The organism is Shewanella sp. MMG014 (assembly GCF_018100775.1).
Lineage (GTDB): Bacteria > Pseudomonadota > Gammaproteobacteria > Enterobacterales > Shewanellaceae > Shewanella > Shewanella japonica.
Genome location: NZ_JAGJDZ010000012.1, coordinates 23312 through 36796, shown reverse-complemented (window position 1 = coordinate 36796; position 13485 = coordinate 23312). Strand labels below are relative to the sequence as shown.

Here is a 13485-nt window from a genome sequence, read left to right as displayed (position 1 = left end):
GCCTAATTCACTCGGCTGCTTATCCATTTCGATAATGGTTTTGCCGTCATACCGTGTAAAATTAAACTAATAAACACAGTACAGATTACTGTCATTGCCATGAACTCTCCGCCCGGTAAATCTCGCTCGAGCATGATGACAACAAACACGATTGATGCAAGCCCTCTAGGACCAAACCAGCCTAAGAATAACCGTGACGCCACGTTTTCCCCTTTAAGGCCTAGGGATAAGAATATTGGCAACATTCGCACTACCGTTAAGCTTAGCAACGCATAAATCAACATAGTCCAGGTAAACGCTTCAAACGCACGACTGATAATCACCGCCCCAAAGAGCATCCAAGTTAGTAGCGCTAAAATCTCGCCAATGCCTTCAGTAGGCAATATCATTTTATGTTTGTGTTCTTTCATTAAGTAGCCAAATAATAATCCGCCCGAAAACGCTGCGATATAACCACTTCCCTCTAATGATTGCGCAATAGCAAAACAACAAAGCGCTAAGCTAAGAACAATATTTTGGCTCCAAATTTCAGTAATCCAATTTTTGCTATAACAGTAATGAATCAGTTTACTGGCCAAATAACTGGCAGATAACCCAACGATTAAGCCAATACCTAGTTCTTCTAATAAAAACTCAAATGCAATATGGGTCACTTGCCCTTCTACAACGCTGCCCGCTGCTAACGCAAGAAATACGAACAGAATAGGCACACATATGCCGTCGTTAAGGCCACTTTCAATATTTAAGCCTTCACGCAACTTTGATGGCACTATTGGGCTCGTCACTACGGCTTTACCTAACGCAGCATCTGTCGCTGCCAGCATAGTCGCAAGGGCTGCCACTTCGTAAACACTCAAATTAGGAAATAATAAGTATCCAACAGCAAAGCCCATTAAAATAGCACCAGGTAACCCGTATAGCAGCATTCTTGATGGAATCGCAATATGGCGCTTTAAAATGGATAAATTACTGTTTGACGCATCACAAAATAACACGACTGCTAAGGTTAAATCTGCGAATACTCTCATGCCTGAACCATCAACGCTTTTGCCTAACCAGCCAAGCATCTCAGGCCCTAATACAAAACCAACAACCACAAACACCATAGGCCCGGAAATCATCGAGTTTTCGACTCGGCCAGCGATTAAACAATAACTGAAAGCAAAAATAGTTAAAATTGCTAACTCTTCGTACATAACTCAATCTCCATATTGAGGTCATTAAGGCAAAAAGTCCGAGGCTTAAGCCAATCAATATTGTGTTTATTACCATTGAATACTGCGTCGCAATCATATAAGCCATAACTTCTTAGATTGAAAAACAGTGACTTATATCATCCTAAGCTATGATGATTATTTCACCAACCCTTATTACCAATAAAAACGCCCCGATATTATCGAGGCGTTGTTAACTTAGTCGTATTGATAAGGTTTAGTTGACGACATTGATTTGATTCAGGTTGATATTGGTTTGTTTTAGATTTTCACCATTAGTCCATTTAACATGAGCAGAATCCACTTTTTCACAACTGCCTAGACCAAAGTGTAAATGCTTATTATAAGACTGAGTATACGGCGCTCCTGTTGCACCAACTTTACGTGAAAGAGTTTGGCCACATGCCTTCAATAACACCACAGCTCCCATAGCTGTGGCATCGTTTGATGGCGAATTGCCAATGTCTAGCACAACATAATTGGTATTGTCTTTTGTTAGCGACTCATTTTTAAATAGGTGCCATTGACCCCGTTCATTAGCATAAATGATATCGACAAAGCCATCCTTGTTATAATCAAAGCTATCACTGCCAGCACCTAGCGCGCCTAATTCTTTCGAGACGACTCCATGCCCTTTTGCAAGGGTAAACTGTCCTTGACCATTATTGAGCCATAACAATTGACTTGTTTCAGTTGATAAATCACCTTGTTTTATGACTAATAAATCTTGATGTCCCGAATTAGTGAAATCGGCAACGGTCACACTTGAAGTATGCTCGTTGATCGCTAAGTTAGCTTTTTGAGTCACATCAACAAAACGTCCGTGTTTATTTTCTAATAGTAAATCAGTCGGTGCACTAGGTTGCACATTCGCATCATACTGTTTTACCCCTTTTATAACACCGGTGGTCGGCGAAAATGTATTACCAGCAATGCGCCAAGTGTCATTGCCTATATATCCGACATACATGCCTTTATTAGGCAGTTTATCGGGCCAACCTAAGGCATTACTGCTCACAAGTTTGACATTTTGGCCACGATGACGCTCACCTTCAAATTGATATTTATAAGTGCCTTCACCCACAAAAATATCTTGGCTCGGATAAGGTGATTGATAATTTTCTAACTCGAAAGTGTCGCCAATGACCAAGTCTTTAAACCGAAATTTGCCACGTTTTGTATAAAACGCAAAAGTGTTAGATTTTTCATCGAAAAAGGTGTCACCCGCTTCTAATGGCCTTGCTCTTGTCAGGTATAAATCAACGTCGCCATCATTGTCATAATCAATTTCAGCAATGCCAGTAACATGCCTAATATCCTGTTCAAATAACGTATCGGTGACATCTTGGTATTGATAATCCCCTGTGCCTTTAAGGGCAATCAGCCTGTTATGACCATAAATTAATAAGTCATCTATCTGATCTTGATTAAAGTCCGTGATAAGTACCTTTTGTCCATCTTGATAGGTTTGAGGCAAATTTGTCACATGTACAATATTGCCTTTACCGTCATTTTTGTAGACAAAGTTTTCAGAATCGCTTTTAGGCTTAGGCCCTTTTGCTCGTGAAGGAAAACCCATTAAGAGCAGGTCTAGGTCGCCATTATTATTAGCATCAAAAAACTTACTGGTTCGGCCTCGTAAATTTTGTAGCGGTGGTTTAAATTCATTTCCCTCGATGATTTCACGGCCATTAAAATGGTAAAGCTTTGCATTGCGAGCATTAGAACCCGAGCCACCGCCACGTGAAATGAGTACGTCTAATTTGCCATCATTGTTGTAGTCACTTACACCAATACCATGCATATCACCGACAATCAGATCATAACCTTTGTCGTAAACGCCATTATTGTTCCAATATAGTTTGACGCTATATCCATGATCAGTCAGTAATAAATCCTGAAAGCCATCTTGATCAAAATCGGCAATGACTGGGTTATCCCATTTACGGCGATTCACTTTCTCAAGTTTGATGTCTTCATGAGTGTCGCTAAATGACACCAAAGGCTTCACATTATCGATGTTATTATTATCGTGGGTGGATTGACAGCCGCCTATAGCCATCATAACGGCAAGGCTAACAAGTGAAAGCGATCGCTTTGATAAATTATGCATTTGAACATCCTGCTGCAATGCATCACCGTAAGGGCTTACGATGATGACTTAACTAAACATGGAAAAGCGTGATGATTACTTTTCGGTAGAGTAAGTTTTGTCAAAACGTGGCATGCCATGTAGACGCCATTCCGCTCCTTCAAAGTTTTCGTGAAACCACAAAGGCTGTTTATTATCCCAGCTCCACTTTTCCATCTCACGAACCATATCATTCAATTTATTGCGATGCTTTGAACTGAGATCTTCAGTTTCGTTGGCATCAGTTTCGACGTTAAACAGTTTCCAGGGTTGTTGACTGTGTTTAACCGCTTTCCACTCATTACGTCTCACTGCCGCATCGCTATAGCCTTTGCGATGACGAAGGACATAAAATAATTCATCTTGATGAGGGTTTTTATTGGCACTGAATGCTGGCCAGATGTTCTTACCGTCTAAACGTTTCTGTTGCGGGACGTCTGCGCCAGCAAGCGCTGCAAAAGTGGGATACAAATCCAATGCTAAAACAGGATGTTCAAAACGTTGCCCTGATGCCACCTTGTCAGGCCAATGGAATAACATCGGCGTTCTGTAACCACCTTCATAAACACTGCCTTTACCTTCTTTTAAAGGATAGTTATTGGCGCCTTTACTTAACTTGCCGCCGTTATCACTCATAAAAACGATTAAAGTATTATTAAGTTGATCAGTTTTATCGAGCGTTTCAACAATTTGACCGACACCACGGTCAACGGCGTACACCATGCCAGCATAGGTTTTACGTTTTTGGTCTTTGATAGTTGGAAACTGATCCATATCAGATTGTTTCGCCTCAAGTGGCACATGCGGTGCGTTATAAGCAAGATACAAGAAGAAAGGTTTATCATGCTTGGCGGCGTCAGCGACAAAACGGCTCGCTTCACGTGAAAGAGCATCAGTAATGTATTCGTTTTCGTCTACTTCTTTACCATTATGCTCAAGAGGTAAAATGTAGTGATTGATATTCGTATTCCCCTGCTTTATCTGCTCTGCATATTGCGCTTTGAATTGTTGTGGGAAATAATTGTGACCGCCTCCTGTGAATCCATAAAAGTCATCAAAACCACGAGCATTTGGATGAAATTCAGGCGCTTCGCCAAGATGCCACTTTCCAACAGCCCCAGTGTTATAGCCATTACTTTGTAATAGTTTACTAATAAACTGTTCTTCTAACGGCACCCCAACAAACGAGCCTTTAGTCGGTAAATTAAATTGAGAACCTATTTTATGCGGGTATCGCCCAGTCATGAGTGCTGCTCGACTTGGGCCACAAAATGGATGCGCGACATATGCCTGTGAAAAAGATGTCCCATTCGCTGCCAGTTGATCTAAATTAGGCGTTTTAATTTCCTTTGAGCCATTAAAACCAACATCGTTGTACCCAAGATCGTCAGTTAATATCAATAAAATATTAGGCTGTTTACCCTTCGTTATTTCAGTATTAGCATCAACCGATAACGCTGGTGCAGCTTCTGCTGATACAGAAATGGCCAGCATTGCCGTTGTTAACAGTGCAGTCATATTTTTAGTTGTGATATTACGCATTAACGACTCCCCCATTAGCGCACCACGCCAATGACTCACAGCCTCAACTATATTATTTATCCGTATATTATTCATAACATCCATTTCTCTATCGCTAAGTTATTATTTATATTTAATATTTTTGCCAAATCTTCTCTGTGATGACACAAGGTATTACTGATAATTACTTCATTTAAATGACACCAAACTCATACAATAAAGCTTCAATATGTTGTTGATGCTCGGTAGATAAACTATGCCCATTTTGTGCGTGTAACATTGTTAAGGCATTAATTAATTGAGGATCATTCAATTGTCTTTGGCCTATCACTGTTAAGGCTGCATTACTGACATCGTTATCAAGGTCAAACAAAGCTTGTTCAAGTAATTCAATCTCATCTTCTCGCTGTACAAGCCCAATCACTTCTATTGCCGCGGCTCTTACTTCAGCATAGGGAGAGTCGTAAAAAGGCTGATATTCCAGATTAAAAGACTGTGTTTCAGCGTCTGTCATTGCCCCTGTTTGACTAGTGAGTTGAATAGCACGCTTAATGTATTCAGGCTGTGTCATTGCATGTAATTGACGTCTTAACGCTTGTCGCTGCTCTGCGGTTATTTTATGTGAAAATTTTTGTTCCAATATTTCGAATGCGATTTCATCATCCGGGTTATCTAGTACAAAATTATATAAACCCTTGGCCACGCCCTCTTTAAAATCAGAGCTTTCATCAACTACCATGTTAATTGCTAAGCTTTTAGCTTGAGCGTTTTTTATTGAATTTATTTCACCCATTAACTCAATAAGATTTAATTCCGTATTTAAATTGTTCAGTTTATTGTCTAATCCGACCAATAATTGGCAGCTTGTTGTAAATTCATTTATGGCATTATTTGGCAATGTATTAACATCGAACTTCGCGAAAGATCTGCTCTGTAAAGCGCGTTTGTATTCTTTGCTATTACCAAGATGCAATTCACTAGCTAAATGATGCGATTCTTCAGCAGCGGTAATAAACTGATTTCCCTTTAAAGAAATAACGGCATATCGGTATCCCGCAATACTTGAAAATAAGCTGGCAACTAGGATGAGCAAAACCACAGTGAATGCACTTAGCTGAACTCGCTTGTTTGTGATATCCATATAGCCCCATCAAATATCAACTGTGCGGTAAAGTTAATTACCGCACTGGGTTAAGTATTAATAACAAGCCAATATATGGTTTGCTTCAAGGCAATTAAGCATTATTTATTAATCCAGGCTGTTGCAGGCTTATTGTTCAGCTTTATTGCATCTTCACGATAAAATACGTTCGTTGGACGCTCATAGTTGCCAGTTTTAATAATATTGGCATTTGAAATATCTATCCCAAAACGACCTTTAGCAGAGGTACCAACCGTATTGCGATTTAACGCCGAAGCTATTAACACTGGTGCCATTGGCTTGGTATGCCAACGACGTCCTGATGGATCATTTGGAAAATCTGCAATTTTCGTTCTGCCAACACTTTCACTTGGTTCAACAAAATATTGTGAAGAGGCTCCAATATCAGCCAGTGGTGTATTTTTGGTTTTAGTTAACGAAATACGCCCAGTAAACTTTGTTCTTTCAAAATAACCACGACTGAATGTATTAGAGTCGCTGGAATTGCTCATAATAGTAAAAGCACTATTCACGCCGCGAATGTTTGAGCCGGTAATGTCTGAACATATTTTCTGATGAGGTTTGAGGAACAAAGCTGCCATTCCTTCAGTGTTTTCAATATCAATCATCTTAATATCAGCGATGTTACCCACTCTTGGCCCAGCCTGATTTAAATAATCAGAAGGACGGCCACTACCAGGTTCTAACCTAATCGTTAACCCACCCTCAGCGTCTAAGTTTTTAAGACGCATTTTCTTACCACTAAATAGCTGAATTAAGGCATAGCCTGCTGCCACTTTGGTTGCAGAAATATTTTCTACTACGCCTTTTTCGGGGATCCGGCCATAAGTTGCGTTATTAGCCACCGTTCTTGCGTCACTGTCTGCCACCATAAATAACGAAGGGAAAATAGAATAGTTATCTTTGATGTTAAAGTTTGATAATGCGAAGTTTTTGACATACCCCACTCTTACTGGAATTGCATTAGAGAAGATGGCACTTTTATTTACGTCTATATTAAAACGACCGCTACCCGTTGAGGTTATTTCAACATTCTGCATTAACGGCGCACGGGGACCTTGGCCATTGCGGTTTAAGTTAAATAGCACTTTATCTGCCATTTTAATGGTTTTGCCTGACTGAATTTCTAACCTTACATTCGCTTTAAGATCGATTTGAGCTAATTTGATGTCGTTGCCCATAACTTTAACAACACCGCCATTTACTTTATTACTCGCACGGTTAATTGCAGCCTGCAGTTGACTCGTTTGCTGCGATGCGTTTCCTGATAAATTGACTGTTTCTGATGTTCCAGTCACTTTGTTAGTGAAATATCTTCCTTGATTACCAATACTTGCAGCTTCTGTTGACGTGCTATAAGTCATTGATGCAATAGAAAGCGTTAACATAGTTCCCATTAAACAATGCTGAATTGTTTTACCTATGCTTTGATTAATAACGCTATTCATAATGTCTCCTAATTGAAATTATTTTTACTGCTTTGCCAACATTGGAGCCGCAAAAACCCAGCTTTTAGCCATTGGCCAAAAGCTGTTTCCAATCTAAAACAGGGGTTAGTGGCAATGAATGCCGTGGTTTACGGTGAGCAGTTTTGTTATGTCAAACCGACCAGCGTAAATTCTGTTTACAACATTTCTTTCATATGTTGTTTAAATTTGGTGATAGCAGGATCATCGACTCTCACAAGCTCGTCATGCATATACTTAACCATCTGTTTCAGTTGTTTTTTGTACTTAGGGTCGTTAATTGAATTTGTCATTTCATAGGGATCGTTTTTTAAGTCGTATAACTCATCTCGACTATCCCCTGGGTTCCATACAAACTTCATCTCTGGTGTTCTAATCGCTCGAATACCAAACCAGCCGCCGTTGTACCATTCGTAAGCATACAAAGCGATGTCGGCTTTGTTACTATCAGCAATATCACCTTGTTCCATAAGGGGAACTAATGAACGGCCATCGACGTCCCCATCATTGGGTAATGTCATCCAATCAGCCAACGTAGGCGCGATATCTAACATAGACACTTGGCGTTCAATGATTTTAGGTTCGACATTCGGATCACGAATAATAAGTGGCATTCTCATGAGTTCGTCATAAGCATATGGGCCTTTATCGTATAGGTTATGCTCGCCTAACATACTGCCTTGATCGCCAATAACGATAATGCGTAAATCATCATACATACCAACTTCTTTTGCGGTTTTAATTAACTCACCAACCGCATGATCTATCATGGCAATAGCGCCATAATAAAAGGTGCGTGACTTGCGCCAATCTTCATCGGTCATATGACTTACATCATGCCAAGGCCACCAAATATCATCTTGTGACATTGGTTTATTAACGCGTTCAACACCATGGTTTTTAGGAAGTTTTACGGTTTTAGGATCAAACATACTCGCATAAGGTTCTGGCACACGATATGGTGGATGCGGTTGTTCGAAACTAATAATGCCAAAAAATGGTTCATCTTTTTTAGCCGCTGCTTTAAGCATTTTTTGCCCTTCTCGGACTTCCTTACCCGCTTTGGTATCCTCAAAAGTGCCTGGCATTGTGCGGTAATATTCGTGCTTTTCACCATTAGCATCGCGTTCACCACGTTTGAATTTAGCGATATTTTCTTTCGTTTCGTAAGGCGCCCATTGGCGGCCATGACGTTCTACATCTTTATCATGACCATAAACAAACTCAGCCCCTCTTAACGCTGGGCCTTGTGCGCCAATATGCCATTTGCCAACATAGCCCACTTTATATCCGGCATCGACGGCACGTCTGATGACTCCACCTTCTTCGACACGCAGTTCGTCTAAACGAGAATGATATAGGCCAACGTTGTCATCAAGCCCCGTTTTATGTCCCCAGCGACCAGTAAACATCGCGGCTCTTGAAGGTGAACATAATCCCGTACTCGTCATCGCATTATCGAATCTGATGCCTTCGTGCGCTAATGCATCAATATTAGGGGTATTAACCGGGCCATCACGATAAGAGAATGTATCAAAGCGCATATCATCAAACATCAAAATCAACACGTCGGGCTGTTTCTCGCTATCCTTTGCGCTGACTTGTATCGGTAACACACTCAATGTCATGGCAGTGACACATGCAAGTGCTAGTGCTGTCGTTTTATTGTGAAATATCATAATCACTCTCTTGAGACCGCTCGATACATCAGACTTCAGTCAATCTCGTATATTACTGCGCCAACATACATTTTCATCTGCTATTAACGCGGTTTAAATCCATTAAAATTAGCCACATAACTAAATCATTATGTGGCTTTCCTTTTAGCTTAACTTATTGTTTAACGACTGAAATGTCGTCGATATAAAACAATGCAGATGCATCTTTAATCTGGCTTGGATCAACCGTGATTGTTAACTTAGCGTCATTGGCTACAGGCGCGTTAAGGCTTATATCTTGGCTTACTGTAATCCATTGTGCTTTGTGCGCATGGTCAATTTCGCTTAGATTGAATGGCGCTAAAACAAAGCCTGCATCATCACCATTTGCATTATTAACAGTCACGTTAAACTCACTAAGAGAGTTACTAGTATCAACCCAAAGACGCATTGAGAAACGATAATCACCTTTGTCTAATCTCACTGCTTTTTCAGGTGAACTAACCTTGATTAGCTCATCTGTAGCATCTTTGTCTGCGGCAATTTTAAGGCTGCGTAAACCTGTGATTCGCTGTTCTTTAGTGATGGTCGCATAGTTTGCTGAGTTAGCATCAATATCCCAAAACTTTTGATATTGATTATTTTCAGAATTTTCAGGTACCAATTTAAGCGGACGTTTATTTTCTTGAAACAGTATAGGCCCTTCAAATCCGAAGAATGCACGGTCGAGTAGTTCTGGGTTAGGCTTTTGCCATACTCGCATATAGTCAACTTCAAAATCAGCTGGAAGTTCTTCTTTATTAGGCATACCTAACCAAGCAAAAATTTCAGAATCCAACCAAATTTCTAGCGGGTTATTCAGCACCCAACGATCGCCTAGCTCTTTTTGAGTAAAGCGTTGCAGTAATTTTCCATCAAGATATAAGTTTAAGTAATCTTCGCCCCACTCTGCTGCGTAAATATGAAACTCGTCAGCAACGCGATATGGTAAATTTTCCTTGTGATGGAATACACGAGTTGGACGTTTTGCTGGTGGGCTCCAATCATGAACAGTTGACTTAGATTGATCAGGTTTGATATCGCCAATGATTTTCGGATTACCGATTTGTTCATAGATATCTAACTCAGACTGATAACCAATGGCCCAGAACGCACTGGTCATTGAAGCGTTAACCGCTTTGGAACGTATTTCCATGTAGCCATTTAAAAAGCGTTTATTACTGACAATGGCAGCTGTTGTTATTGGCATAGGATCGCCATTAGCCAATGAACCATATTTCGCATCGACTTTGCCGTCTGCGTAGTTTTCATTAGCAAATTCAAAATCAGGTTCCCACTGACTACGTAATTTTAAAAAGCCGTCTTCAACAATCACATTATGAGGAGCAAACTGAGACGGTGCTCGACCTTTCCAAATGTAGTAATCACCGTTTTCCCCTTGGACAAACCACTTTTCTTGGTCAATTTCAGTGCCATCAAATTCATCACTGATTTCAGTATTAAGCACCCAACCACCTGAATTGGTTGGATCAGAGAAAGGCAAAATTTGAGTAGATGTTTCTTGTTCTACTGTTGCGCTATTTACAACAGACTCAACCTCTGCATTAGCTTCTTTATTTTGGCAAGCCATCAAGCTTTGAGATATACAAAGTACTAATGCAGTTTTTTTAAACATCGATTTGACCAATAGTGGCTTGGCAACGATAGACTTCATTGAAGGACGTCCTTTTAATTCAACCTTAATCATCTGAATAAATTAAGGAAATACTAGCTAATAATCATTCCACAGTTGCAACCTGTTATTACTAACGATTTTGTTTACAGATTTGTGAAACTTGTTAAATTAACCACTATGTAAACATATGATGTTTGCATTTGCAATATCTATTTGGGTCATTTTTATTCAATTTGTTAAAGCAGAATAAAACATTTTTTCAAAATCATAGCACTGCAAAGATAAAATATCCCATGCTCAAAGCATAAAGATAAGATATTGTAATTAAAGCTTTTATAAACTTAGATTTTGCTTAGAAGGATATGTTTTAAAAGATACTAAGCGTAAATTTATTGCCTAAAAACAAAGCATGTTCAGTTTTTTATCCTGAGTGGGGTTATGACATGTCAAATCACACTTGTGCCATTGTAGTGCAATTAATTAACACTACTGAGCAAAATACCAACAACTCGTCAGTTTGACATTTTAGGCTTCAATCAGGCTACAAATTGAGCCGTCGTACTGATAACGTGTAGTATATTTGCTGCTCGCCCTGTATCGCTAGTTAAATTAGCTACCATAGTCACAAGTCGTTAATTCATAATCTGATAACATGCTATTTATCGCGAGTAATGACTCACGTAATAAGTAAAGTTAAGCTGATGACTATACTTAACGTGACACCACATAAGACGCCTTATTAGGACAGTAAATGAGTGAATCCCCTTCATTAATACAACTCGGTTGGCAGCCTTTTTTTCAGCAACAATTATCGCTGGAAGAGATGGAATTAATTAGCGATGACAACGCAGATGATAGGCTAATTATTGGCCGAGTTATTGAACAACACCGTAGTGGCGTGATCGTACTCACCCCAAGCGGTCAATGGGCAATGTCGCAAACCGCACATCAAGCCAGTGTCACTGATAGATTGTGTGTTGGAGACTGGGTGTTATGTGATCAACAGCATAAATTTGTTCGATTACTTGAACGCAAATCAGTATTTCAACGAAAAGCGCCTGGAAGTAAGGTTGAGTCGCAGCTTATTTCAGCTAATGTCGACAGTTTGTTCATTGTCTGCTCATTAAATAATGACTTTAATCTAAGTCGAATTGAACGATATTTATCGCTGGCCAATGAGTCACAAGTCACGCCTATTGTTATATTAACTAAAGCAGATCAGTGTGACGATGTAGCAGATAAAACTCAGTTAGTTCAATCATTGAATCCTTTAATGATGGTGCATTCAGTCAATGCTCTTGATGAAACCGAAATATTACCGCTACTCGATTATTGCAAACAAGGACAGACTATCGCTTTGTTAGGCTCTTCTGGCGTAGGGAAATCAACCTTAGTCAATGGATTATTGGGAAGTTCAACTCAGCTCACTAGCGCAATACGAGAAGATGACAGTAAAGGTCGTCATACAACCACATCAAGAGCACTTAAATGGATGTCTCGAGGTGAGCAAAGTGGTGGATTAATACTCGATACCCCCGGGATGCGTGAATTACAGCTAGGTGCCTGTGAGCAAGGCGTCAGTGAAACATTCAGTGAAATAACACAACTTGCATCGCAGTGCCGTTTTTCAGATTGCCAACATCAAGCGGAGCCAGGCTGTGCAATTCAAGCCGCGCTTGCTTCAGGTGAGTTAACTGAAAGACGACTTATTAGTTACCAAAAACTAATGCGAGAACAAGCATTAAACGGGGCAACATTAGCGCAAAAACGCGCTAAAGATAAAGCCTTAGGGAAAATGATCAATTCAGTACAGACAGCATCCCGCTCTCGTAAAAAAGGCGATTATTAACTCGCTCAATACTGATTTTTACTTAGGCCGTGTTTAATTAATAATTTACGGACCGATTATTGACTTACCAAAACGAAAAATCAGTATTTTATCGACAAGTATCAATGTTTACTTGATGCCTTTAACGCTGAGTAGTTAGCCGTAATGCTTAAAAAGAAAATATTGTGCAGGACTTTTACCAAATGCAGGTGCAGAACCAATGACTTCAAATCCATGTCGTTGGTAAAACCCTGACGCTTGAAATGCTAAGGTATCTACTTGAGCAGCTAGGCAACCACGTTCAATAGCAGCGTTTTCTGCCAGTATCATTAATTTATGGCCTAATCCCTCGCTGCGCATAGACTCATCTACCCATAACACATTGATTAAAAATTTTTGATATATCGTTCTACCTGCAATACCAGCAATGATCTTGTCATTTCCATCTCGCATTACGATAGTTAATGGCTTTGATAGCTCACTTCCCATATTCATTATGTTAAACGCTCTTACCCCATCAACCAGTTGATCGACAATATCTGGGGCTTCAGAATAAATGATCTCTGTGTTCAATTGACATCCTTACTCTATAAGTGTGAGTGACTTAATACCGATTTTAGCTTTAATTTATTAAAAAGCATCCTGTATAGCAACTAGGGCCTGTTGATCTTTGCTGGTTAAGTTTTGTTTGAAATAAAAGCGTTTTAATTGAGGCGGATGGATTGATGCTTAGTCATCTAAGCAAAATTCATCCAACAAAGAGTAAAACGCTTTTACTCGAACCCTTTGGGCAGCGTTTGTTGGCCATTTTTACTGCGTTATTGACTTTT

9 protein-coding genes are annotated in these 13485 nt (G+C 39.8%); 1 reads left to right on the top strand and 8 read right to left on the bottom strand.

Features of this window, described 5'->3' with window-relative positions; translation table 11 throughout:
* Positions 1-2: 2 nt before the first annotated feature.
* The 7 genes from J8L86_RS17350 to J8L86_RS17320 form a co-directional block, all read right to left on the bottom strand.
* Positions 3-1196 carry a cation:proton antiporter gene (locus tag J8L86_RS17350; RefSeq protein WP_055024037.1) on the bottom strand — a complete coding sequence of 398 codons (1194 nt, stop codon included), beginning with the start codon at positions 1194-1196 and terminating at the stop codon, positions 3-5.
* A 235-nt stretch (positions 1197-1431) separates the two neighbouring features.
* Positions 1432-3327 carry a CRTAC1 family protein gene (locus tag J8L86_RS17345; protein WP_211031146.1) on the bottom strand — a complete coding sequence of 632 codons (1896 nt, stop codon included), beginning with the start codon at positions 3325-3327 and terminating at the stop codon, positions 1432-1434.
* A 75-nt stretch (positions 3328-3402) separates the two neighbouring features.
* Complete coding sequence (locus tag J8L86_RS17340; RefSeq protein WP_231919035.1) at positions 3403-4887, bottom strand: sulfatase-like hydrolase/transferase; 1485 nt, start codon at positions 4885-4887, stop codon at positions 3403-3405.
* A 172-nt stretch (positions 4888-5059) separates the two neighbouring features.
* Positions 5060-6007, bottom strand: coding sequence for a HEAT repeat domain-containing protein (locus J8L86_RS17335; protein ID WP_065108169.1), 948 nt, complete (start codon positions 6005-6007; stop codon positions 5060-5062).
* A 101-nt stretch (positions 6008-6108) separates the two neighbouring features.
* Positions 6109-7476, bottom strand: coding sequence for a hypothetical protein (locus tag J8L86_RS17330; protein WP_211031145.1), 1368 nt, complete (start codon positions 7474-7476; stop codon positions 6109-6111).
* Between the two features lie 176 nt (positions 7477-7652).
* Positions 7653-9173: a sulfatase-like hydrolase/transferase gene (locus tag J8L86_RS17325; RefSeq protein ID WP_211031144.1), complete on the bottom strand. Its 1521-nt coding sequence runs from the start codon at positions 9171-9173 to the stop codon at positions 7653-7655.
* A gap of 154 nt (positions 9174-9327) precedes the next feature.
* The gene (locus J8L86_RS17320) at positions 9328-10866 is read right to left on the bottom strand and encodes a family 16 glycosylhydrolase (protein WP_211031143.1); all 1539 of its coding nucleotides are present in this window, start codon (positions 10864-10866) and stop codon (positions 9328-9330) included.
* A 712-nt stretch (positions 10867-11578) separates the two neighbouring features.
* Between J8L86_RS17320 and rsgA the strand changes: the two genes are divergently transcribed.
* Positions 11579-12676 (top strand): ribosome small subunit-dependent GTPase A, encoded by a 1098-nt coding sequence (gene rsgA, locus J8L86_RS17315; RefSeq protein ID WP_211031142.1) that lies wholly within the window; start codon positions 11579-11581, stop codon positions 12674-12676.
* A 135-nt stretch (positions 12677-12811) separates the two neighbouring features.
* Here the strand turns inward: rsgA and J8L86_RS17310 are convergent, their stop codons facing one another.
* Positions 12812-13228, bottom strand: coding sequence for a GNAT family N-acetyltransferase (locus J8L86_RS17310; protein ID WP_065108173.1), 417 nt, complete (start codon positions 13226-13228; stop codon positions 12812-12814).
* Positions 13229-13485 lie beyond the last annotated feature (257 nt).

Coding starts and splice junctions, on each gene's coding strand:
- J8L86_RS17320 (WP_211031143.1), bottom strand. CDS start 10,866: ATGAAGTCTATCGTTGCCAAGCCACTATTGGTCAAATCGATGTTTAAA.
- J8L86_RS17340 (WP_231919035.1), bottom strand. CDS start 4,887: ATGCGTAATATCACAACTAAAAATATGACTGCACTGTTAACAACGGCA.
- J8L86_RS17335 (WP_065108169.1), bottom strand. CDS start 6,007: ATGGATATCACAAACAAGCGAGTTCAGCTAAGTGCATTCACTGTGGTT.
- J8L86_RS17350 (WP_055024037.1), bottom strand. CDS start 1,196: ATGTACGAAGAGTTAGCAATTTTAACTATTTTTGCTTTCAGTTATTGT.
- J8L86_RS17330 (WP_211031145.1), bottom strand. CDS start 7,476: ATGAATAGCGTTATTAATCAAAGCATAGGTAAAACAATTCAGCATTGT.
- J8L86_RS17325 (WP_211031144.1), bottom strand. CDS start 9,173: ATGATATTTCACAATAAAACGACAGCACTAGCACTTGCATGTGTCACT.
- J8L86_RS17345 (WP_211031146.1), bottom strand. CDS start 3,327: ATGCATAATTTATCAAAGCGATCGCTTTCACTTGTTAGCCTTGCCGTT.
- rsgA (WP_211031142.1), top strand. CDS start 11,579: ATGAGTGAATCCCCTTCATTAATACAACTCGGTTGGCAGCCTTTTTTT.